The organism is Sporomusa aerivorans, from assembly GCF_041428895.1.
GTDB classification, from domain to species: Bacteria; Bacillota; Negativicutes; order Sporomusales; family Sporomusaceae; genus Sporomusa; species Sporomusa aerivorans.
The window spans coordinates 3,170,635-3,194,025 of the sequence record NZ_CP156926.1 but is presented as its reverse complement, the minus strand read 5'-3'; the positions used below and the strand labels follow the sequence as shown (position 1 = coordinate 3,194,025).

The 23,391-nt window shown below is 49.4% G+C and carries 22 protein-coding genes, 1 riboswitch and 2 other annotated features; of the genes, 2 read left to right on the top strand and 20 right to left on the bottom strand.

Features of this window, described 5'->3' with window-relative positions:
* Positions 1-3: 3 nt before the first annotated feature.
* The 16 genes from SATMO3_RS15050 to SATMO3_RS14975 form a co-directional block, all read right to left on the bottom strand.
* Positions 4-201 carry a hypothetical protein gene (locus tag SATMO3_RS15050; RefSeq protein ID WP_371381595.1) on the bottom strand — a complete coding sequence of 66 codons (198 nt, stop codon included), beginning with the start codon at positions 199-201 and terminating at the stop codon, positions 4-6.
* Between the two features lie 96 nt (positions 202-297).
* Positions 298-1,635: an MATE family efflux transporter gene (locus SATMO3_RS15045; RefSeq protein ID WP_371381594.1), complete on the bottom strand. Its 1,338-nt coding sequence runs from the start codon at positions 1,633-1,635 to the stop codon at positions 298-300.
* A gap of 76 nt (positions 1,636-1,711) precedes the next feature.
* Positions 1,712-2,686, bottom strand: a complete 975-nt coding sequence (locus SATMO3_RS15040) for a 2-hydroxyacid dehydrogenase (protein ID WP_371381593.1) — start codon at positions 2,684-2,686, stop codon at positions 1,712-1,714.
* A 121-nt stretch (positions 2,687-2,807) separates the two neighbouring features.
* Positions 2,808-3,446: an energy-coupled thiamine transporter ThiT gene (gene thiT / locus SATMO3_RS15035; protein WP_371381592.1), complete on the bottom strand. Its 639-nt coding sequence runs from the start codon at positions 3,444-3,446 to the stop codon at positions 2,808-2,810.
* A gap of 64 nt (positions 3,447-3,510) precedes the next feature.
* Positions 3,511-3,610, bottom strand: a riboswitch (TPP riboswitch).
* 164 nt (positions 3,611-3,774) lie between these two features.
* Positions 3,775-4,008: a YkuS family protein gene (locus tag SATMO3_RS15030; protein ID WP_371381591.1), complete on the bottom strand. Its 234-nt coding sequence runs from the start codon at positions 4,006-4,008 to the stop codon at positions 3,775-3,777.
* 48 nt (positions 4,009-4,056) lie between these two features.
* Positions 4,057-4,884: a carboxylating nicotinate-nucleotide diphosphorylase gene (gene nadC / locus SATMO3_RS15025; protein ID WP_371381590.1), complete on the bottom strand. Its 828-nt coding sequence runs from the start codon at positions 4,882-4,884 to the stop codon at positions 4,057-4,059.
* A gap of 242 nt (positions 4,885-5,126) precedes the next feature.
* The gene (gene pheA / locus SATMO3_RS15020; protein WP_371381589.1) at positions 5,127-5,957 is read right to left on the bottom strand and encodes a prephenate dehydratase; all 831 of its coding nucleotides are present in this window, start codon (positions 5,955-5,957) and stop codon (positions 5,127-5,129) included.
* 252 nt (positions 5,958-6,209) lie between these two features.
* Positions 6,210-6,469 (bottom strand) — a binding site (T-box leader).
* A gap of 38 nt (positions 6,470-6,507) precedes the next feature.
* Positions 6,508-7,110: an aminodeoxychorismate/anthranilate synthase component II gene (locus SATMO3_RS15015; protein ID WP_371381588.1), complete on the bottom strand. Its 603-nt coding sequence runs from the start codon at positions 7,108-7,110 to the stop codon at positions 6,508-6,510.
* 4 nt (positions 7,111-7,114) lie between these two features.
* The gene (gene trpE, locus SATMO3_RS15010) at positions 7,115-8,593 is read right to left on the bottom strand and encodes an anthranilate synthase component I (RefSeq protein ID WP_371381587.1); all 1,479 of its coding nucleotides are present in this window, start codon (positions 8,591-8,593) and stop codon (positions 7,115-7,117) included.
* A gap of 1 nt (position 8,594) precedes the next feature.
* Entirely contained in the window at positions 8,595-9,383 is a 789-nt protein-coding gene (gene trpA, locus SATMO3_RS15005) for a tryptophan synthase subunit alpha (protein WP_371381586.1), read from the bottom strand.
* Positions 9,380-10,564 carry a tryptophan synthase subunit beta gene (gene trpB / locus SATMO3_RS15000; protein ID WP_371381585.1) on the bottom strand — a complete coding sequence of 395 codons (1,185 nt, stop codon included), beginning with the start codon at positions 10,562-10,564 and terminating at the stop codon, positions 9,380-9,382. The genes trpA and trpB overlap by 4 nt, the downstream gene beginning before the upstream one ends.
* Complete coding sequence (trpC, locus tag SATMO3_RS14995) at positions 10,557-11,351, bottom strand: indole-3-glycerol phosphate synthase TrpC (RefSeq protein ID WP_371381584.1); 795 nt, start codon at positions 11,349-11,351, stop codon at positions 10,557-10,559. The genes trpB and trpC overlap by 8 nt, the downstream gene beginning before the upstream one ends.
* A complete protein-coding gene (locus SATMO3_RS14990) occupies positions 11,345-11,935 on the bottom strand; it encodes a phosphoribosylanthranilate isomerase (RefSeq protein WP_371381583.1) in 591 nt (196 codons plus the stop codon). The genes trpC and SATMO3_RS14990 overlap by 7 nt, the downstream gene beginning before the upstream one ends.
* Before the next feature lie 20 nt (positions 11,936-11,955).
* Positions 11,956-12,990 carry an anthranilate phosphoribosyltransferase gene (gene trpD / locus SATMO3_RS14985; protein WP_371381582.1) on the bottom strand — a complete coding sequence of 345 codons (1,035 nt, stop codon included), beginning with the start codon at positions 12,988-12,990 and terminating at the stop codon, positions 11,956-11,958.
* 43 nt (positions 12,991-13,033) lie between these two features.
* Positions 13,034-13,371 (bottom strand) — a binding site (T-box leader).
* Positions 13,372-13,393: 22 nt separating this feature from the next.
* Positions 13,394-14,341, bottom strand: a complete 948-nt coding sequence (locus tag SATMO3_RS14980; RefSeq protein ID WP_371381581.1) for a phosphatase PAP2 family protein — start codon at positions 14,339-14,341, stop codon at positions 13,394-13,396.
* A 6-nt stretch (positions 14,342-14,347) separates the two neighbouring features.
* Positions 14,348-15,088 (bottom strand): HAD family hydrolase, encoded by a 741-nt coding sequence (locus tag SATMO3_RS14975; RefSeq protein WP_371381580.1) that lies wholly within the window; start codon positions 15,086-15,088, stop codon positions 14,348-14,350.
* 167 nt (positions 15,089-15,255) lie between these two features.
* Between SATMO3_RS14975 and SATMO3_RS14970 the strand changes: the two genes are divergently transcribed.
* Positions 15,256-16,149, top strand: coding sequence for a DMT family transporter (locus SATMO3_RS14970; protein ID WP_371381579.1), 894 nt, complete (start codon positions 15,256-15,258; stop codon positions 16,147-16,149).
* A gap of 100 nt (positions 16,150-16,249) precedes the next feature.
* Here SATMO3_RS14970 and SATMO3_RS14965 read toward each other — a convergent pair whose 3' ends face one another.
* Entirely contained in the window at positions 16,250-17,449 is a 1,200-nt protein-coding gene (locus SATMO3_RS14965) for an FAD-binding protein (protein ID WP_371381578.1), read from the bottom strand.
* A gap of 17 nt (positions 17,450-17,466) precedes the next feature.
* Positions 17,467-18,252 (bottom strand): electron transfer flavoprotein subunit beta, encoded by a 786-nt coding sequence (locus SATMO3_RS14960; protein ID WP_371381577.1) that lies wholly within the window; start codon positions 18,250-18,252, stop codon positions 17,467-17,469.
* Positions 18,253-18,592: 340 nt separating this feature from the next.
* On the opposite strand from SATMO3_RS14960, the gene SATMO3_RS14955 reads away from it, so the two are divergent.
* On the top strand, positions 18,593-19,177 hold the full coding sequence (locus tag SATMO3_RS14955; RefSeq protein ID WP_371381576.1) for a YdcF family protein: 585 nt from the start codon (positions 18,593-18,595) through the stop codon (positions 19,175-19,177).
* Here SATMO3_RS14955 and SATMO3_RS14950 read toward each other — a convergent pair.
* A complete protein-coding gene (locus tag SATMO3_RS14950) occupies positions 19,167-22,601 on the bottom strand; it encodes a DNA polymerase III subunit alpha (protein ID WP_371381575.1) in 3,435 nt (1,144 codons plus the stop codon). The genes SATMO3_RS14955 and SATMO3_RS14950 overlap by 11 nt on opposite strands.
* A gap of 71 nt (positions 22,602-22,672) precedes the next feature.
* A complete protein-coding gene (locus SATMO3_RS14945; RefSeq protein WP_371381574.1) occupies positions 22,673-23,314 on the bottom strand; it encodes an alanyl-tRNA editing protein in 642 nt (213 codons plus the stop codon).
* Positions 23,315-23,391: the final 77 nt, after the last annotated feature.

The window sequence follows — 23,391 nt, the reverse complement described above, 5'->3', positions numbered from 1 at the left end:
GAACTACCAATAGTAATAGACTTTGTTTCCGTCGTGCTTAATGTAACCGTGACGAAGCTGTTTTGTTCTTTTCTCGTCAGCTTTCAATTGCGTGCTGTTAGCACTTTTTCCAGTAAGCTGAGCTGCTTCGGCGAGCGCAGACGCTCCCAGCATAGCTAAAAACACGGCGGAAAACAGGGCAATAAACAACCTGGGTTTCATGACTACCAGCCTTTCCTTATACTACTGATATTATTCGCTTCCCGACTGCCAGTTCCTGCAATGCCGTGGCCTGTCCCGCCGCGGAATGTTTTTCCATCAGGCGTTTGAAAGCCTGCGCAATTCGAGCCATAAATAACTGCCTGTCAGGATGGAAGATACTATATCAGCAACCGGCGCTGCGTACCAAATGCCATTCATTCCGAAAAACTGCGGCAAAAGGATAATAGCCGGTATTAAAATAATAACCTGCCGTGACATGCTGAGAAAAATAGCAAAACCAGCTTTTCCCGCCGCCTGAAAGTAGTTGGCGCCAATAACCTGAAAGCCAATAATCGGCAGCATAATTAAAAACGCTTTAAGCCCGTCAGCGCCAATCGATATTAAAGCAGGATTGTCATTAAAAATGCGGATAATCGGCTCAGCGAATAGCTGAGTCACAGCAAAGCCGGCAATCGATATTCCGGTAGCAGCAATAATCCCCAGTCTCATGACGGCAATAACCCGGTCATAGTTTTGGGCTCCGTAATTATACCCTAGTATAGGCTGAACACCTTGGCTAATACCAAATATGGGCATAAGTATCAGCATGCTTACCCGGTTAATAATACCGATTGCCGCCACTGCCAGGTCGCCGCCATACCGAAGCAGACTGTAATTAAACAACACAGTGACCACACTGGCGGCAAGCTGCATTAAAAAAGGTGATAACCCAAGTTTAAAAATCTCCCAAACAATGTTTGCATCCAGTCGCAGGTTGGCGCTGCGCAGCCTGAGAATGCCTTGATCACTGGTAAGAAACCGGAGTACCCAGGCGGCCGAAACCGCCTGCGAAGCTACAGTGGCCAGGGCCGACCCCGCTATCCCCAACTTGAAAACAAAAATAAATAGCGGATTTAACATTGTGTTTAATACGGCGGATATCAGCATGGTTGCCATGGCGACCTTTGGATGGCCCTCAGCACGTATTATGTTGTTGAGTCCGAAGCCAATATGCATAAATAAGCTGCCGATAAGTATAATCCTGGTAAATTCGCGGGCATAGGGCAACACGCCAGGCTCGGCGCCCAGAAACAGCAGAATCTCATCTAAGAATGCCAATGCCAGCGCCGTTGTCGTTAGAACAGCAACCACCATCAAGCTAAAGGCGTTACCCAGAATTATTTCCGCTTCGGCGTGTTTCTGCTCGCCAAGCCGGATTGAGACCAGCGTCGAAGCACCGATGCCAATAAGCATTCCTATTGCCATTAGGATAATCATAATAGGAAAAGCTATAGTTACGGCAGTCAGCCCTACTTCCCCCACACCGTTGCCGACAAAAATACTGTCGACAACGTTATATAATGCATTTACCACCATGCCAACTATAGCCGGTAACGAGAACCGCCACAACAACTTGCCAACCTTTTCCTGACCTAATGCCTGGGCTTCATCCATGTTTTCCTCCTAAATTACAGTCAAGACTAACAGTCAAAGTATTGACAGTTGCAACAATACTATACTTGCTAAAAAATCAGCGATAATTCACCTCTGTGTTCACACAAGTAACCAGCGGCTTTCCCTCCACTCCTAAGAGCAGATTTTCGGCAGCCAGCAATGCCATTCGGTTGCGGGTTTCGGTGGTTGCACTGCCAATGTGCGGAACGATAAGAATATTAGGCAGCTGTAAGAGCGGATGGTCTGCCGGCAAAGGCTCCGGATCGGTGACATCCAGTGCGGCGTACGCAATCTGCTTTGCCTGTAAGGCATTATACAACGCCTGGGTATCAACAACAGCGCCTCTGGCTGCATTAATAAAGTAAGCTGTCGGTTTCATTTTGGCAAATTCATTGGCGCCGAACATTCCCCGGCTCTCTGGCGTTAGGGGTGTCAAGACCACAATAAAATCAGCCTCGCTTAACAGTTGATCAAAAGTACAGTATTCCGCTTTAAGATCAGCTTGATCAGCCCGGGGAGTGCGGTTGTTGTAGATAACTTTCATCCCGCTTGCCTGCCCCCGTCTGGCTACTGCCGAACCAATGGCGCCCATGCCCACAATGCCTAATGTCTTACCATATAGATCAACTCCATACGGCAACTGTGCCCCGGGCTGCCATTTGCCGGCCCGCACCCAGTCCCAGCCTTCATGAATACGCCGGGCGGCCGTCAGCAGCAAACCAAAGGCCAGATCGGCGGTTGTTTCCACAAGTACTCCCGGAGTATTGCCAAATGGGATTTTACGGCTAGTACACGCAGCTATATCAATATTGTCGTAGCCTACTGCAGGTTGGGCAATAACTTTTAGTCGGGGCGCAGCCGCCAGCAGTTGCTCGTTAACAGCAATGTTTGTTGAAACAAACAGTCCGTCGGCGTCTTTAAGCCAGCCGGATAAATCCGCTAACGTCGGCGCTGTCGGCTGCTCCCAGCGGTACACCTGGCATTGAGTCTCCAGAGCCGCTAAAGCCGCCGGCAGAACCCGGCCCGTAATTACTACTTTGTACTTTTCCATATTAAGCCACCACCATTATATAAATTCTAAATTAACCTATTCCGCTTTGCTCGGGAAAAATCCTTGCGCAAACAGAAAAAACAGCAATCCCTACTTACAGGATTGCTGCATACCCCCAAAACTATGCCTGCCTATTCTCCATTTTTATAATCTGCTCCATTCTTCTTACAGGCATTATTCGCAAGAGAATAATACAGATGATACATTCCGGGATTAAATAGCTGGCGTTAAATACCAGTGAATAATAATAAGGGGACATACCGGCCGGCGCATAGCTGGCAAAAAAAACAATACCGGAAATATAATGGCATAGGAAGCGAATACCGATACCGCATACCGTACCTGCCAAAATATTATCTTTGAAACAGCCGGCCAGTCCCAATGCCATAAACGGCAAAGGATAATCAAATAGCACCTGTACCGGATGCAGTATAAATGGATTTTGGATGAGATTGACCAGACCGTATAAAAAACCGGTAAGAAAGCCGACTTCTTTTCCATAAAAAACCGCCAGCAAAACAATCGGCAGCATACTTCCCAGTGTGATGCTTCCCCCTTGCGGCATTTTATACAATGTAATCGTGTGCAAGATAGCGGCCATAGCAATAGCCAGACCCACATGCGCCATAATTCTTGCATTGAGTTCTACCTTCTTCATTCTCATAAGCCCGAGTATCAGCGCTACAACTCCTATAAGCGTTATTACAGTCGTCGGACTCGAGACAACGGTGACCAGATTTTCGCTAAGCGATGCTTTCACACTTCTCAACCTCACTTTATTGTCTTAAAAAGATATACAGCCGTGCTCCCGCAGGGCACGGCTGTCGACGGTACAATCGCTTCCCTCCGCTGGCATTATCCAGATCAGGTAAAGGGTAATGGCAAGCCATTTCTCAGCCCAAAAAGGCACCCCTAGCTTTCTGCTTCCATTTATTACTATTATAATAATATAATTTGATTTGCTGTTCAAATATTTTTTATTTACAAAATCAAAAAATGTGTAAACCCCGACGCTTGGGCGAAGGGGTTCGCAAAATTTATCCGGCGACTAACCTGCAGACAAGGTTAAAGCCTCACCTGAAGCTAAGTTATTGAAGCGACTCGATACGGGATATGACTTGCTCAGGAGTCATACCGGCGGCATCTATCACCGGCGCTTTGGTAATAGTATTTTGAATGTCCATCAGGTTATTGTCCATCCCCATCACAATACATGCCATTACACTTTCTTTGCTTTTAGGGCTGACTACTGTGTACCCTTTTCGCTCTAACGCTTGTTTGATTGTTGACAAGTTGTCCTCTACCGCAACCTTTTTTGTCAAAAGAACACCCCCTTTCTCAATTATTATGGCCTGAAGCGCAGGTAACCATTACTTTAATTTAATGCTGATATCGGCCTCTTTAATCGAGTGGGTTATAATGAGGCTGGAAATAATATTTACGCCGACGGCAGCTAACTCGGACACTTCCGCCACAGTAATATTCCCTGAAACCTCGATCATGGCATTATTATCCACTATATCAACAGCCTGTTCAATCATGGTAATCGACATGTTTGATAAGTCAATCACATCTACCCCGGCGGCAACTGCTTCCCTTACTTCCTCCAAGGTTTCCACTACAATCTCAATTTTCACAAAGGGTGAAAGCTGTTGGCGAATCTTTTCCACTGCCGGAAGAATGCCACCGGCGGCTTTGATATGATTGTCTTTAATAAAGGCCATATAATCAAGCCCATAACGATGACTTCTGCCGCCGCCTGTTTTGACGGCATACTTTTCCAGCATTCTAAGGCCGGGAGTAGTTGTTCTGGTATCGGCGATAACGGTATCAGGACCGGCGGCCTCCACAAAGAGCCGGGTTTGGGTGGCTATCCCCGACATTCGTTGTAAGAAATTCAGCGCTACTCTTTCCCCGCTTAAGATACTGCGAGTGGGCCCCTCAAGGATGGCGAATTTTTCGCCTGTTGGTATTTTGTCGCCGTCGTTATAGCGGAATGCTATCTTAATCTGCCTGTCCAGCAGTGCATATACCTTGGAAAATATATCCTTACCGGCCAACACCATATCCTCTTTGGCCAGCAAATATCCTTCTGAATAATGATCGTCGGTAAATATAGCCTGGCTGGTAATATCGCCGGAGCCGATGTCCTCCCGTAGTGCTTGACGAACGACTTCTTCAACAACAAGATTATTCATAATATTGCCTCCTCCCCGGCAGTCATAAGCTGAAAGTTCGTCTTAACGCTGTCAGTTACCATATTTGTTGAATAAAAGACCTGCTTATATTTTGTTCAAACTAAAAAAAAACATCCTCTGTAAATCAGAAAACGTCTATATAGTAGCCAATTAAAGATTTCAAGCAGAGTGTTAATACAATAATTCAGCCTCCCGGTAACCTATCCGGGAGGCTGCTGTTTTGTTTCTGCTGGTAATTTTCATTACAAATGATAAACAGGATACGAACCCAGGTTTTTATACCACAATGATTTGGCTTGCACAGCACGTACAGCCGCTGCAATATTATCCTCTTTTATACTGCCTTCAATATCAAAAAAGAATATATACATACCAAGTCCGGTACGTGCGGGCCGGGATTCAATCCGGGTAAGGTTGACTTCCCGCTTGGCAAATTCCTGCAAAATATTACATAGGCTTCCCGGTTTTTCGCCATGTATCTGGCATACTATTGATGTTTTGCACTTCCCCTTGAGACTGGCAGCCGGCTGCCTTTCCAAACCAATAAAACGCGTTGAGTTGGCACGGTTGTCCTGAATATTGGCGGCTAAGACGGTGAGACCATATATATGCCCGGCCTTCTCACTACCTACTGCGGCGTAAAAACCATCGCCTGACGCCACAATTCTGGCCGCCTCGGCCGTGCTTTCCACCGGTTTCAGTTTAGCTTGCGGATACAGCTTTGCCAGTGTCTTGCGACATTGGGCCAAAGCCTGGGGATGAGAAACAATAGCAACAAGCTCCTGGCTGTCCTTTTTAGCCAGCAAATTATGCCGGACAGGCAAAACTACTTCTTTGGTAATATATAAATTCACGTCATGAGCCATAGTATCAAGGGTAATATTGACTGACCCCTCCAGGGAATTTTCCACAGGTACAATACTTTCAGCCACTTCACCCGACGCAACAGCCCTGATGGCGGCATCGATACCGGCAAACGGCTCTAATGCAGCGGAAGTATCGCTATAAAGCGATAACGCTATCTCCTCACAATACGTTCCCTGCGGCCCTAAATAGCCAACTTTTCTGGTCATTGCGAAACCTCCCCATAAAGTAAACTTAGCTTCAGGTGGGTTTTAACCCCATCTGAAGGTTAGTTGCCCTTATCCCGGGACTTATCCGCTCTTACTCCCACTTACAGAAGGGGGAGTCTTAGAGCGGGTTATCACAGGATAAATAAAAAAAGCAAAATCTGCCGACACTCCTTTGGCGCTAAGCAAAACCGCTATTGCCCTTATACTAAAGAATTCTATACCTTCTTTACGAATTAAAAAACTCCCGTCCTCAAAAAGGACGAGAGTTGATCTCGCGGTACCACCTTCGTTATCCGCCGCTAGGCGGATCACTTCAAAGTACGGGCTAACCGGCCGATACTCCCCTTCGCTGATAACGGTGAAGGTCTCCGGCTTCGCCTACCATCCAGGCGCCTGGACTTCAGCAAGCAACTCCGAGGTGAACTTCAGTATAATAACCCGTGCCGGTTCTCAGCTTGCCGGCTCTCTGTAACGGAAGAAATATACCTACTTTTCCTCTTCATTGTCTTTTGTGCTATTACATTTACTATACCATGCGGCGCAAAGTTATTCAAGCAGAAGTTGTAACGTTGTATACAGTATCTTGTTTTGTTTTTGTCAGAAAATTCTCCAGTATTTTTATTCCCTTGGGAGTCAAAATCGATTCCGGATGAAACTGGACCCCTTCCACATCGAATTCACGGTGCCTGAGGCCCATGATAAGACCATCCTGGGAAGTAGCTGTGATTTCCAGACATTCAGGCAATCCCTTTTTGTCGACAATAAGCGAATGGTATCTGCCGGCACTGAGCGGTTTGGGTAAATCCCGGTATATGCCTTGACCCTTGTGAATAATATACTCGGCTTTGCCGTGCACGGGCTGTGGGGCACGGATAACCCGTCCGCCAAATACCTCGCCAATGGCCTGATGCCCGAGACATATGCCCAGGATGGGAACTTTCCCGGCAAACCTGGCGATTACTTCCTTGCTAATGCCTGCACTGTCCGGCGTTCCCGGTCCCGGTGAGATAATTATGCCCTGATACCCAGCCTGTTCGATAGCTGAAACCGAAGTCATATCATTTCTTATGACAGTTACCTGATAACCAAGATTGGCAACATACTGATACACGTTATAGGTAAAGGAATCATAATTGTCAATAAGTAAAATCATGTCATTATACCTCCTCAACCAGTTGCATTAATACCCGCGCCTTATGCAAGGTTTCCCGGTATTCCATCTCCGGCACGGAATCGGCGACAATTCCTGCCCCGGTACGTACCGTCACTTGTTTCCCGTCGATAATTAACGTGCGGATAGTAATGCAGGTGTCCATGTTGCCCCTAAAGTCGAAATATCCGACGGCGCCGGCATACGGTCCACGGCTGTCGCCTTCCAGTTCATAAATAATTTCCATAGCCCGGACCTTGGGCGCGCCGCTTACCGTCCCGGCCGGAAAGCAGGCTGCCAGTACGTCGACCGCCGTAAAGCGGGGATCAAGCTGACCGGAAACCTCGGACACAATATGCATGACATGGGAAAACCTCTCGATTTCCATCAGCCGGTCGACATTTACTGTTCCCGGCATACTAATCCGGCCAAGATCGTTACGGCCCAGGTCTACTAACATGGCATGCTCGGCGCGTTCTTTGGCATCGGCCAGCAGCTCCTCTGCCAGTAACTCATCCTCAGCCTGAGTTTCGCCGCGACGCCGTGTGCCGGCAATCGGACAGGTAAGGACTTTTCCATCCTCCAGTTTGACAAGCCGCTCCGGTGAAGCCCCCACCAGTTGCCGTTCGCCGAAATTGATATAAAACATATAGGGCGATGGATTGGCCTGCCTTAAACGCCGGTAGAGCTCGAAAGGATGTTGAGTCAACTTGTAATGAAACGGGCGCGAAAGGACGACCTGGAAAATATCGCCGGCCGCAATGTATTCCTTAGCCTGTTCAACCATATTCATATACCGTATTTTTGCCCCGCCTTCCGCATGACCGGCGTGTAATTCGGGCAGCACAGACAAAGCCTGGTCTGATTCGTATTGAGGTAAAACAACCGGTTGCTTAAGTTTTTCAGCCAACTGGCTAAGTTCCAGCACAGCCAGGTCGTATTCCTGTGCTACTTTCATGTCTGGCGCAATATGCACTAAATTTATCAATTGGGTAGAATGAGTCAGGTGATCCATAACTATGATGTATTTACACACCATTTGCTCCATTAGCGGTAACTCCTGAGGTATGTTCAGGCCGCAGACGCGTTCCCAGGAAGCGACGGCTTCGTAGCCGGCGTAGCCGACTGCTCCGCCGGCAAAAGACGGCAATTCCGTCAGGGCCGGCATGGAGAATTTCTGTAAAAACTCCTTAAATAGCAGATGAGCTTTCCCTTCCCGTTTTTCCTTGCAACCGTCAGCCATAATTTCTACGTATTGGCTATGAGCCGTGAACGTAGCCAGCGGCTTTGTACCGATAAAGGAGTACCGGCCAAATGTTTTGCCGGTTTGGGCGCTTTCGAGAATAAACCCCTGTTCATCCCCTACCAGCTTATAATACAGGGAAACAGGCGTTTCCATATCTGTAGACAGTTCAATACTGACAGGTAGGATTGTATAAGTTTTTGCCATTCGGCAAAACTCTTCTTTTCCCGGATAAGTTCGCATGTTATTCACGCTCCCTGTCTAAAGCCTGTCTCAGCGAACTGACAAATTCCCGTACCGCTTCCACGCCCTGCTTACTCAGCCGTTCCATTACGGCACTGCCGACAATGACAGCATCGGCATATTTAGCAGCCTGGCAGGCAGCCTCCGGACTGCCGATACCAAAGCCGATAGCCAGGGGTAATTCGGTTTCTCGGCGAACTGCCGATATAAGTGGCGCCAATTGGCCGTAATCAATGTGCCGCACACCGGTAACGCCGGTGCTTGAAATGCAGTATAGAAAACCGGCCGCTTGGCGGCAAATGCTTTTAAGCCGTTCCGGGGTAGTAGTTGGCGCAAGGAATTTAATCAAATCCATGCCTTGCTGACGGCAAGCAGGTTCAACGGCGCCAGCCTCCTCAACCGGTAGATCAGGAATAATTAATCCCCCCAGCCCCGCCTGGGAAAAATCAGCCGCAAACTTATTGATACCGTACTGCAATACGATATTGTAGTATGTCATAGCGGCCAACGGAATATCGGTTTCCTGCCTGATTTCTCTTACCAGTTCCAGAGATTTTCCCATAGTGGCCCCGGCAGCAAGCGCTTGGGCAGCTGCCTGTTGAATTATGGGGCCATCGGCCATAGGATCTGAAAACGGCAGGCCAATTTCCACCAGGTCGGCGCCGGCTGCCGCCAGTGCCTTGATCGTCTTTAAAGAAGTACTATAGTCGGGATAGCCCGCCGTCACATAAATTATCAAGCCCTTGCGTCCGGCAGCTCTTATACTGCTCAGTTTTTCCGCGATGTTCATCCTACCCTTCCCTCCAATACACTAGCCACCAGCTGAACGTCCTTATCGCCCCGGCCTGATAAGCAGACTACAACGGCGTCAGTCACCGCCGTTTGCGGCATTAATTCTTCAAGGTAAGCCAACGCATGTGAACTTTCCAGCGCCGGAATGATACCTTCCACCCTAGCCAGTCTTTGAAAGGCCGCCAGGGCCTGTTCGTCGGTTACGGCGGTGTATATTACCCTGCCGGTATCTTTGAAAAAGGAATGCTCAGGTCCGACGCCGGGATAGTCCAGGCCGGCCGATATGGAGTAGGCCGGAATAACCTGCCCCTCGCAGTCTTGCCGGAGATAGCTTAAAGCGCCATGCAGGACTCCGGGCGTGCCATATGTCAAGGACGCTGCGTGCTCACCGGTACTCAAACCTTTTCCGGCCGCTTCTACACCGATCTTGGCTACCGACTTGTTGTCGCGAAAGGAATAAAACATCCCCATAGCGTTGCTGCCGCCGCCAACACAGGCAATTACATATTTGAGGTTAACCCCCGCTTCCTGTATCTGCTGTTCCACCTCCCGGCCAATAACTGCCTGAAAGTCTCTTACAATCATGGGATACGGATGCGGCCCTACTACCGAGCCGATAATATAATGGGTGTCCTGAATGTTGGTAACCCAATACCGAATGGCCTCACTCGTCGCATCCTTAAGCGTGCCGCTGCCGCTCGTCACGGGAATTACTTCGGTCCCCAGGAGTCGCATGCGAAATACGTTCAACGCCTGCCGCTCCATGTCTTCCTGCCCCATAAATACAGAACATTCCATGCCAAACAGCGCCGCCACCGTCGCGCAGGCTACGCCGTGCTGCCCGGCGCCGGTCTCGGCCACAATGCGCCGCTTGCCCATACGCCCTGCTAACAGCGCCTGCCCAATGGCATTATTAATTTTATGGGCGCCGGTATGAAGCAAATCTTCCCGTTTCAGATAAATAGGACCACGACCGTAATGCTGCGTAAGATTGGCAGCATAATACAGCCGGGTTGGCCGTCCTGCATACTCACGGAAGTAGTCGGCGACCTCAGCCTGAAATCCGCTATCCTCCTTCAGCTTACGGTAATTCTCTTCCAGTTCGATAAGTGCCGGCATTACTGTCTCCGGCACAAACTGTCCGCCAAAACTTCCAAATCTACCCCTTTTGTCAGGCATTATGATTTCTCCCTTCCTTTGCTGGATCGCGCAGGGCCAGTTCGCTTGTCATAACGCCAATGTCACTTGCCGTTACCAACCCTTCGCCCACCAGAATTCCTTTGACACCGGCCTGTTTAAGCCTTAGTGCGTCCTGTCTGCTTTTGATGCCGCTTTCACTAATAATCAGGCGATCGGACTGACAGTATGGCAGCAGATTTAATGTCTGTTCAATGCTGGTCATAAAGGTCTTCAAGTCCCGGTTATTGATTCCCACCAATTTGGCATCGGTTTGCTGCACCCGTTGTAATTCAGCCAGGGTATGAACCTCAACAAGTGCATCCATGCCCAAATCAGCCGCAATTCGTAAAAAAAGACTGAGTTCAGCATCTGTCAATATAGCGGCTATCAGCAGCACGGCATCGGCCCCCGCCGCCCGCGCGGCATATATCTGATATTCATCAATAATAAATTCTTTGCACAATACCGGCAGGCCGGCAGCTTGCTTTACAAGGGCGATATCAGTCAAGTTGCCGCGAAAGGCGGCATTGGTATGGACTGATAGCGCCGCTGCGCCATAATGGGCATAAATATCCGCAAGTTCAGGCACCGTATAGTGAGTGCATAACGTTCCTTTTGCCGGCGAAGCCAGTTTACACTCGGCAATGAGCGTCCATTCCTGCTGGCTTATAGCGGCCCTCAGCGCTAATTGGCCGGGCGCAAGTTCACGGTCCAAAAGGGCATACGGCCTGACAAGCTTTTGTAAGGCTACCGCCTGCCGCGTCTCTTCTACAATCCTGTTTAACATCCGGCTACCGTCACCTCCTTTACTGCTGTTATAAAGCGCTTGATTTTATCTATATCTTTTCGTCCATTGGTTTCGACGCCGCCTGATACGTCGACGCCGTCAGGCCGCAAAAGACCAATTGCCTGGGCCACATTATCAGGTGTCAGGCCGCCGGCAACCAATAGCGGCCTGGGCGCCTGCCGGACTAATTCTTTAGCAGCCTGCCAGTCGAAGACTTTGCCTGTTCCTCCCTGCTGCCCGGCTGAGAAGCTGTCAAACAGTGACCAGGCCGTCTGATAGCCGCTGCAGTCCGTCAAGTTAAAGCCGGCTCTGATTTTATATGCTTTGATAACCGGATAACCTACCTGCCGGCAATATTCCGGTGATTCGTCACCGTGCAGCTGGACATAATCCAGGTGGCATTCGCGGGCAATGGCCTGTACTTCAGCCAGCGGCATATTGACGAATACACCAACTTTGCCAATACCGGCGACCTGCCGGGAAATGTTCCGGCAGAGAGCCGGCGTGATCTGCCGTTTGCTTTCGGCAAACACAAAGCCAAGCAAATCGGCCCCCAGGTCGCGAGCCGCCTCGGCTGATTCCATTGTTGTGACACCGCAGATTTTTATGATAATAGCAATTCCTCCTGATAACTTTGCGTAAACTTTTGCAAAGCCGTGAGTTTTGCCAAGGCTGCGCCGCTATCAATACTAGCCGCCGCCAGTTCTAAGCCTTCCCGGATATCCCGGGCCGCATCTGCCACTACCAGCGCGGCAGCGGCGTTGATGAGTACGATATCCCGTTTGAAGCCAGGTTCCCCCTGTAGCAGCCGAATAATTATCCGGGCATTTTCAACACTGGTGCTTCCCTGATAATCAGCAAGCGTACAACGGCTAAATCCGTACATCGCCGGGTCTATGGTATAGGTTTTTATTTCACCGCCGCAGACTTCAGCAACCAGAGTCGGTGCTGTCGTAGATATTTCGTCAAGACCATCCTGGCTGTGCACGACCATGGCCCGGCTAATGCCCAATCCGGCCAGCGCGTGCGCTGCTGTAGCCGTTAACGCCGGATCGTAAACACCGATTAACTGGCAATGAGCACCCGCCGGATTAGTCAGCGGCCCCAGCAGGTTGAATACCGTCCTAAACCCAAGTTCCCGTCTGGGGTTTACGGCATATTTCATTGCCTGGTGAAAACGCGGCGCAAAGATAAAGCCTACGCCAATCGTATCAATCGCTTCGGCTACACCTCTGGCGGGAAGTTCCAGCTTTACCCCCAGGGCGGTCAGAACGTCAGCACTGCCACAGGAACTCGATACTCCCCGGTTGCCATGTTTAGCCACATGCATACCGGCACCGGCCAAAACAAATGCAACCGCTGTCGATACGTTAAATGTGCCGCGGCAATCTCCGCCTGTACCGCAGGTGTCAATAATTTTCGGGGAACTGCATTCCACTTTCAACGCATAATTACGCATGGCTTCGGCAAAACCGGCTACTTCCATGCTGGTTTCCCCTTTCATCCGCAGAGCGGTCAGAAAAGCGGCAATCTGCAATTCACTGGCCTGGCCGGACATAATGACCTGCATTGCCTTCCTGGCGTCTTCACGGGATAAGTTCTGACCGGCAACCGCCTGCGAAAGATAATCCTTTAACATACAGCAAGCCTCCTTCAAACAAAAATAAAAAGACCATTTCACCAAAAGGGGCGAAATGGTCCGCGGTACCACCCTAATTTGGAAAGTATAAGCACGATCCGGGTAAATAAAAAGACCATTTCACCCCAGGGGCGAAATGGTCGCGATACCACCCTTTTCGAAAAGCCGAAACTTTCCCTTGTTCAGGTACGGGAATAAATTCCGATACCCTAGCCTGATAACGGCGGCAGCCGGTCCAGCCTACTCACAAAAGTTTTCGGGGGACAGCTCACAGGTCCATTCCACATGTTCTCTAGGCCGATCATCACACCTCCGGAATTCCGGTCACCGGCTCGCTGAACTACAGTGTACATATGTACTCGTCCTGTTCACAGCATTTACATTAATTTACTTTATAGTCATTCTATCGTATGATTTTTGTCTTGTCAAGAGAATTTTTCCCGGTGCTTGTATGAATTATTCCCGGAATAAAATTAAACAGTTGGAATAGCCAGGGAGCTCCTAATGTCAGCCATATTCCGGCCAGCCAATAACGAATATAACGAAACAGCAAAAAGTACGCCTGGTTTTCCTGCGGAAACAGAAGCTTACACCCGCCCCATATTGCTATCAGCCCAGTCATTCCTACTGCCATGCGTCCTGAAAGCTTGAACCATTCGCCATAAGGAACCGAACGGGCCGCCATAAAATAGTTATCAGCAATGATAAGCCCCGCGCCTGCTCCGGACAGCGCGGCAGTTACCGCCGCACTCTCTTTGGTGGGATGCAGGGCGAAGAAGAGGGCCGGTCCGAAAATAGCCAATAGGCCTTTCTGCCATGATCCCATTCTGACAATGCTGCCAGCCGTCACAGGTTCAGCAGCTGTGAATATACTAAACAGCACCAGTCCTAACAACCAGCCGGCCAACACATCTGTCGGGTAATGAACACCTAAATACACCCGGGAAATACCGACCATAATCACCAGAAAAACCGCTCCAAACCATAAATACCGCACTTTTGCCCACTGCGCCAAACTCAGCCAGAACAATAAACCTGTCTGGGAGTGATTGCTAGGCAGGCTATAGCCGTCGGCCGGAAACAGCTGAATCTCCGGTTTAAACACAAAGGGGCGCGGCTCGGCCAGCAGATCTTTAATAGTGATATTCAGGTAATGAGACGTCAGCACAGCGAAAGACATTCTTAAACCAAGCCTGAAATCCACGCACCAAAGCAGAAACGGCAGCGTCAGTAAGTAGAACTCTTCCTGTCCTAACAGGGTAACTGTCATAAAAAAAACGTCAATGGACGGCGTACGTATTTGCTGAGCAAAGGTTATGACTTCAAGGCCGCTAAGTAAAATATCCTTCATGCCAATTCACGCCAGCTTACCGGCTGTCCCATTCTCCGCCATAATTATTTCGCCAATGCTTTCGGCCAGTTCCTGCAAAGTTCCCTGATAGTCGGCTGTATATGCCAGTTTTTTCTGATTAAGCAGATAGTCAGTTACTAAAAATGTTTTCATGCCAATAGTTGCAGCGATAAGGTCCTCTTCAACATCATTTCCCACCATAAGGCATTCTTCCGGTTTACGGTCTATACGCCTGGCCACTTCCAGATAGTACTCCGGATTGGGCTTACAGAAATGGCAGTGTTCATAACTGGTAATATGGCTAAACTTAATGTCACTCAAACCTGCCCAACCCAGCCGCTGCTTTACGGCAGCAAGCGGAAACACGGGGTTAGTGGCCACAACCACGTCCAGACCAAGCAAGGCTACCGTTGTAACTGCCCGGCGGGCCGCCGCATTTTCGCTGGAAGTTACTTTTGCCGCACAAAAATCGGTTTTATAGAAATCATTAATAACCGGCAGCAGAACCGCTTCATCCACCCCGATATTAGGTAAAAAATCTTCAAAAAACACCTGCTGGTTGGTTTTAGTTCTGTCGTTGCTGCCAATCATGATCATGGTCGAAGCTAATAACTGGTCAATAAACTTCTTAGGCTCAACAATACCGGCTACCCGTATCCCAAAAAGCCGCAAATATTCGCGTAGAAATGCATCCTGATCAAGCGGCAGCAATGTACCGTCAAGGTCGAAAAGAACACTCTTAATCATGTTGCGTCAACTCCCTCCCTTAGTCCTCTACCGTTTAGTTTACTAAAAAAAACAGCCTAAGCCAAGCCAGGATGGAATCTTACTTGTTTTATACACGCTATAAAGAGAAGGAATCTTCGCGTCTTTATGGTATAAGTTATAGGTATATGTAAGTTGAGGTGTTAAACATGCAGGTACATTTAATCTTGGCACTTGTCGCCCTACTGTGGGGCCTAAATCCGCCCGCAATGAAAATCGGACTTATGCATATCCCGGCCATGGCTTATAATGCCGTACGGCTTTTTGCCGCTTTTGCGATCGGCTGGTTTGTTTTGCGAAGACTATGCGTCTGGGTACCGCTCCGTAAGGAAGACAGGAAAGCGCTGGTTATTTCCAGTCTGGGTTTTTTCTTTTTTCAGATATTCTTTACTTTTGGACTGGAACGTACAACAGCAGGCAATTCCTCGCTGATTTTAGGCTGTCTGCCTGTCAGCGTTGCCATAATCAACCACTTCCACCGTTTTGAAAGTATCAAACCCGGCGTTATTACCGGTATTGCAATTTCCCTGGCCGGTGTCATACTAATGGTGGCCGGTACAGGCAAGGAGGTTAGTCTCTCCGGCAGCCACCTTCTGGGAGCTTTACTGCTCTTGACTGCCCAGTTGAGTTATGGCTATTACACTGTTTTCTCCCGTACATTGTCAACCACCTATTCGTCTTACCAGATTACTGCTTTTATCTTGTTGATTTCCACCGGCCTGTTTGCCATCATATCCTTGCCTGCCATACTGACAGTCGACTGGCAGGGCATTCCCTGGCAAGGCTGGGCCAGTGTTTTGTACTCCGGCATCTTCCCGCTCTGCCTGGCCAACTGCCTCTGGATCTGGGGAGCCGCCAAGGCTGGCAGCAATACAGCGTCACTATACAATAACCTGGCTCCTGTTTTCGCCGTTGGCGCCGGTTATCTTTTCCTGGGTGAGACATTCGGCTGGCTGCAGTTTGTCGGTGCAGCAGTAATTCTTACCGGGCTGTATGTTGCCAAAACCCAAAGCAGGAAAACGGCAGAAACCAGCTCCCGGTAATCCCCCCCAAAGATAAATCCCTCATTCCGTTTATCGGCATGCGGGATTTATTACAGCTTGCGCTGTCAACGCAGCTTGCACAAACCGGAATGTCAGGCTATTAACATGCTTGCTTGAGTTTCTTAAATTCCTCAATCAACACCGGCAGTATTTCCAAAACGTCGCCGACAATGCCAAAATCGGCAAACTTAAAGATTGGGGCGTCGGCATCCTTATTAATGGCAATTATGATGTCAGAGGTAGACATGCCGGCCAAATGCTGGATTGCGCCACTAATGCCGCAGGCTATGTAAACTTTGGGAGCAACTGTTTTCCCCGTTTGCCCGACTTGGTGAATGGCTGGTTTCCAGCCGGCATCTACCGCTGCGCGAGACGCGCCGACAGCGCCGCCAAGTACATTGGCCAGTTCCTCAATCAGCGCAAAGTTCTCGGGTTTGCCCATACCCCGGCCACCGGCAACAATAAACTGGGCCTCATCAAGGTTGCAGGCTGCCGTTTCACCGATAGTTAAGAGTTCAATCAGCCTGGTACGTATGTCCTCCGCCTTAACCTTGCTGGCAACACGAATTACCTCGCCGCTGCGGGTGGTATTCGGTTCAGGCCGCTTAAACACATTGGGTCGGACAGTTCCCATTTGCGGGCGGTGATTGGGACATAGAATTGTCGCCATAATGTTGCCGCCAAAAGCAGGGCGTGTCCAGGCAACCAGACCGGATTCCTCGTCAATCCCTAAGTTTGTGCAATCGGCTGTCAGGCCGGTGCCCACCCGGCAGGCTACCCGCGGGCCAAGATCGCGCCCGTCATTGGTGGCCCCGATCAGGATAACCGAAGGTTTGTAAACATTAATTAAGTCAGTCAGCGCAATGGTATATGCATCTGTACTATAATGCCTGTACTCTGAGCCTTCCAGCAAATACACCTTGTCGGCGCCGCTGGCAAACAGTTCTTGGAGGAGCGGCTCTACACCGGCGCCAATCACTACGGCGGCTAATTCCTCGCCCATAGCGTCGGCCAGTTTACGGCCCTCACCCAGTAATTCATGCCCAACATTGCGTGCTTTGCCCTGAAACTGCTCTATGTATACCCAAACCCCTTTAAAATCGCTGTTGTCGGCAGCCGGCTCACCTGCCGCCGGACGGCTGATGGCCGTTACTGGACATACATCCACACAGGCGCCGCATACGGTACAGGCGTCAGTAACTACCGCCTTATCGCCTTCCATAACAATAGCGCCGAACGGACAGGCGCCTACACAGGCGCCACAGCCGATACATTGTTCTTTATCTATGATTACAGCCATTTTCTATCCCCCTATGATCAAATGATTTTAGCCTGATTCAATTTAGTCAGCAACCTGTCTACAGCCGCCCGGGGGGTATCCTCCTGAATGATTTCACCCTGAACCCGCTGTTTGGGGGTAAAGATGCGGCGCACCTGCGTGGGCGATCCTTTCAGCCCGATTTTTTCCAGATCAACCTCGACGTCTGCCGCCGCCCAAACCGGTATCTCCTTGCGGTTGGCTTTCATGGTACCTTTGATACTGGGATAGCGTGGTTCATTAATAGACTTGACCACACTAACGAGTACCGGCAGGTTTGTCTCGATAACTTCGTAGCCTTCTTCATGTTCGCGCTCAACCCGGACGATGCCGTCGGTGATTTCCAGTTTGGATACGTAAGTGAGCTGGGCAATATCCAGATGCTCGGCAATTTCCGGCCCTACCTGGGCAGTATCGCCGTCGATGGCCTGTTTGCCGCAAAGAATAACATCATACCGGCCAAGCTTTTTAATGCCGGCAGCCAGCGTGCGGCTGGTAGCCAGCGTATCAGCCCCGCCAAAAGCGCGGTCACTCATTAATATCGCCTCATCAGCCCCCATGGCCAGGCACTCTTTCAGAGCTTCCTTAGCCTGCGGCGGACCCATTGAAATGACAGTCACCCGGCCGCCATGCTTGTCCTTTAACTTTAGCGCCTCTTCAACGGCATTTCTGTCAAAGGGGTTTACAATGCTTGGTACGCCCTGACGGATTAATGTATTGGTCGCAGGGTCAATCTTAACTTCAGTAGTATCAGGCACCTGCTTGACACAGACGATGATTTCCATATAATATCCTCCTGTTGTAAATTATCAAATAATGCCAATAAATATAATCTCTCTTATTCTAATATTATTCACTGGAAAACTGCAACATTTTTCGCAAAATCAGTGAAAATTCAGTTTAGCTGCCGATAAAGTAAACTAACCTTCAGGTGGGGTTTTAACCCCATCTGAAGGTTAGTTTCCCTTATCCCGGGACTTATCCGCTCTTACTCCCACTTACAGAAGGGAAGTCTTAGAGCGGGTTAGTCACAGGATAAATCATAGGTATTGCTATAGCACATGCCTGATCTCTTAGTGCTATAATAGAGTTAGTAAAACACAAATATCCTGGAGGCATCGTACTATGAAACTGCTAATAAATCAAAAACTGCGCCGTTTCCTGCTGATGGTTGTTGTTATAACCGTGGTGGCTGTTGAAATTCCCATAATTGCTGTAGGTCATTTAACGAAGCCGGTCCCCGGCGATGCCATCATTGTCCTGGGAGCCAAGTTAATTGGCGATGAACCCAGCACTATGCTCCGCCTGCGTCTTGATGAAGCAATCCACCTGTATAGCCAGGGATACGCACCGGCCATTATCGTCAGTGGCGCGCAGGGTCAGGATGAGAGTATAAGCGAAGCGGCGGCCATGCGTCATTACCTTATAAAAAAAGGTATCCCCGACAACAGCATTTATATTGAGGATAAATCCTATAATACCTATCAGAACCTGCTGAATTCGAAAAATATTATGCGTGAGCACGGCTTTCGACAGGCCATTATCGTTTCTAACGCCTCTCATATCAGGCGCTCACTGGTTCTGGCGCAGCAATTAGGCATAGAAGCCAGCGGTTCGCCGGCTCCCATGGCTGATAATGCTTATTTGACTGCCAAACAATACGCCCGCGAGGGGGCCGCCATGCTGTCACTCATTATGTTTAGCCGGTAGTCACGCTTCCCTTGCCCAGCAGTCCTTCAATGGCGGCCAACGCTGCCGGCGTAGGCTCGATCCAGAATTTTTTTTCAGTCTTAATTACCCGTACCCGGCGGCTATCCTTGAGATGCAAATATACGGCAGTCGAGCCGCTGAATTTTGTCAGCAATTCTTGCAGCTTTGACAGGACAGACGGGTTTTCCTGTTCCTTGCTGAGCGTAATTCTAACTTCGGCCCCGGCATTTTCCAGCGGCATTATGTCATCAGCCATTACCTTGGCGCCTTCTTCATGGATATTAAGGCGCCCGGAAACGAGGACCGGTAAATCCGGCGCCAGCAGACGGCCGGTTTTTTCGAAAACTTTCGGGAAAACAATGACCTCAACCTGGCCTGTGAAATCTTCCAGATTAATAAAACACATCATACTGCCGTTTTTGGTGGTAATCCGTTTGGCGCTGGCAATCAGTCCGCCCACGCGGATAACCTGTCCGTCAGAGTACTGGCCTTCGGCCAGATTCCCCAGTGATGGCAACTTTTCCAGTTTAGCCCGATATCTATCCAAAGGATGACCGGTTACATAAAAACCGGTTATTTCTTTTTCCAGCGCCAATAATTGCTCTTGCGGCATTTCAGGAACGTCAGGCAGGACAACATCATCCACACACTCCATGGTTTCATCGCCAAAAAGCCCCATTTGTCCGCTTGCCGCATCTTTCTGTTTGCAGGCCGCGACCTCAACCGCCTGTTCAAGCACATTCAGAAACTGTGAGCGGCGCGCCTTAAGCGAATCAAAGGCGCCGCACTTAATCAAACTCTCAATAACCCGCTTATTCACTACCCTCATGTCTACCCGGGAACAAAAATCTACCAGCGAGGTGAATTTGCCGCCTTTCCGACGGGCCGAAATTATGCTCTCCAGGGCATTGCCGCCCGCGTTCTTAACCCCGGCAAGGCCAAAACGGATGGCTTCGCCGTCAACCGAAAAAGCAGTACCGCTGGCATTAATATCAGGCGGCAAAACGTCAATTCCCCGGCGACGGCATTCTTCAATATAGTAGCCGACCTTGTCATTGGTTCCCATAACACTGGTCAACAGCGCGGCATAAAACTCCTGCGAATAATGAGCCTTTAGATAGGCGGTCTGATAGGCTACCAGCGCATAAGCGGCACTATGGGATTTATTGAAGCCATAGTCGGCAAAATGGGTCATGAGTTCGAAGACATCATGAGCCAGCTTAGCATCAATGCCCCGTTCGGCTGCCCCTTTAAGAAAGTTTTCCCGCTGTGCAGCCAGTACCTCATGCTTCTTTTTACCCATAGCCCGGCGCAAAAGGTCGGCTTGTCCCAGCGTAAACCCGGCCAGTACCGACGCAATCTGCATTACCTGCTCCTGGTACAGGATAACGCCGAACGTATCTTTAAGAATTGGCTCTAATAAGGGATGCAGGTATGTTACCTTTTTTTTGCCGTGACGGCTGTCAATAAAGTCTGATACCATGCCGCTGCCAAGCGGTCCCGGACGGTAAAGAGCCACCAACGGGATTAAATCATCAAACCGTTCCGGTTTCAAATCTTTGACCAGGTTTGTCATACCGCTGGATTCCATCTGGAATACGCCCGATGTGTCACCTGCCGCCAGCATGGCGCAAGTCTTGGCGTCGTCCAGTGGAATGCTCTCGATATCCAATTCCTTTCCCCGGTTTTCTTTAATTAAAGCGATAGCATCACCAATAACGGTTAGTGTCCTAAGACCCAATAAGTCCATTTTCAGAAGACCGATTTCCTCAATCCGGTCTTTGTCAAACTGAGTTGTGACAAAACCTTCACTGGAAAGCTGCAACGGCGCAAAATGAGTGAGAGGTTCTTTGGCAATTACCAGACCGGCGGCATGCGTGGAGGCATGTCGCGGCAAACCTTCCACCGCCATAGCCAGATCTACCAGTTTTTTTACCGTTTCTTCCGTCTCATAGAGATTTTTTAATTCCTGATTGGCGTTTAGCGCCTTTTTCAGAGTAATGCCCAATTCAGCAGGCACAAGTTTGGCAATTCTGTCAACCTCGCCATAGGGCTGGTTCAGGGCCCGCCCCACATCACGGATGGCCGCCCGCGCCGCCATGGTACCAAAGGTAATGATTTGCGCCACCCGGTCACTGCCGTAACGGGAAACAACGTATTCAATGATTTTACCGCGGCGCTCATAACAAAAGTCAATATCAATATCAGGCATGGAGACCCGTTCAGGATTCAAAAAACGCTCAAACAGCAAATTATATTTAAGCGGATCAATATTAGTAATACCTAGTAAATAGGCTACAATACTGCCTGCCGCCGAACCACGTCCCGGTCCGACCGGGATAGACTGCCGACGGGAATAGTTGACAAAATCCCAGACAATCAGAAAATAACTGGAGTATCCCATTTTCCTGATAACATCAAGCTCAAAATCGAGCCGCGCCAATACCTCGGGCGTCGCTTCCGGGTACCGCCAGGCAAGCGCTTCCCGGCAAAGCTGCTGTAAATATTCATCATCACTAATTCCGTCCGGCGTCGGAAAGTCGGGCAGGTAGATCTTATCAAAATCAAACGTGACATTGCAGCGTTCGGCAATCTTCACTGTATTGGCCAGCGCCTCCGGATAAGCGGCAAACAGCTCCGCCATCTCCGCCGGGCTTTTCAGGTAAAAATCATCGCTGGGAAACTTCATCCGGCCTGGGTCATCCACAGTCTTACCTGTCTGAATACATAACAGCACATCATGACATTCAGCATCTTCTTTATTAATGTAATGAGCGTCATTGGTGGCTACCAGGCCCAGGCCCAGTTTCCGCGCCAATTGCACCAGGTGCTGGTTGGCCTCTTTTTCTTCGGGCATGCCATGATCCTGCAATTCGATGAAGAAGTTTTCCGGTCCGAATATTTCGAGATACTCACGGGCCAATGCTTCGGCAGCAGCCAAATTCCCCCGCAATATAGCCGCCGGAATCTCCCCGGCAATACAGGCGCTTAAACCGATAAGTCCCGCGCTGTAAGAGCGCAATATCTCCCTGTCGATGCGCGGTTTGTAATAGAAACCCTCACTGTAGCCGCGTGATACCAGTTCGATCAGATTGCGGTAACCTTGCTCATTGGCGGCCAATAGAATCAGGTGATAATATGACTCCCCCTCAACAGCCGCTTTATCAAAGCGCGACCGTGGCGCTACATAGACCTCGCAGCCGATAATCGGCTTTATACCGCATTTTTGGGCTTGCTTATAAAAATCGATGGTGCCGTACATCGTGCCATGGTCAGTTATGGCCACTGCCGGCATTCCCAATTCCTTTGCCCGGCGCACCAGTTCCTCAATCCGTCCGGCTCCGTCTAACAGACTGTATTCGGTATGGTTATGAAGATGAACAAATCCGGCAGAGCAGGCATCATTTTTTTCAGTGTTAACCATGGTTTTCATCCTTTCAATCAGGTAAACTGACCAGATTAATCAGCCAACTATATATAGTATCCAATACAGATTTACGACAACATGACTTCTATTCTTTCCTTGCCTTTGCCAATATTGTTTCTTTTCAGGACAAGGCTGCCAATCTCACCGGTTTTTTTTATATGTGTGCCACCGCAGAACACACTGGCAAAACCTTCAATTTCCCAGTAACGGACTTCGTTCTCCTCATCGCGGAACCTGCTGACAACAGGCAGGTCGGCAGCTATCAGCCGGCCCGCTTCCTGATTTAACGCGGCAAAAGTCCGGGAAATATTGCCCTGCCACAAAAAATCCACTCTGGCCTTGTCCTGTGATATATGGGCGCCAATTTTTTCCGGATTGCCGAAATGCTGATTCATTAATTCCAAAATAATTTCGGCGGCAAAATGCAGTCGCATGAGTTTATAGCGACGTTCCCAGTCAATGGTTAGCTGCACTTCATCGCCAGTCCTCAGGTTGTGCAGTCCATCCAATCTATAAAAAATTTGCTTATCTACTTTTTCGGCGTTTACTATATTAAACCCATTTATTGTTCCGTGATCAGATTCCTGCCCGCCGGAAAAAGCAAACGCAATGGTTCTGTCCAGGGTGACTGTATCGCCGGCCACACCAGTAACCCTGGCGGTAAGTTCGCACAGGTACGGATCATCCCAAAATACTTTGGCTACATACATCAACTGTTACCTCCGCTTGTCCGAAGTCTTCTAGTTTCTAGTTTACCACGACAGCGCCCAGCTTGTGAATTGCTTTG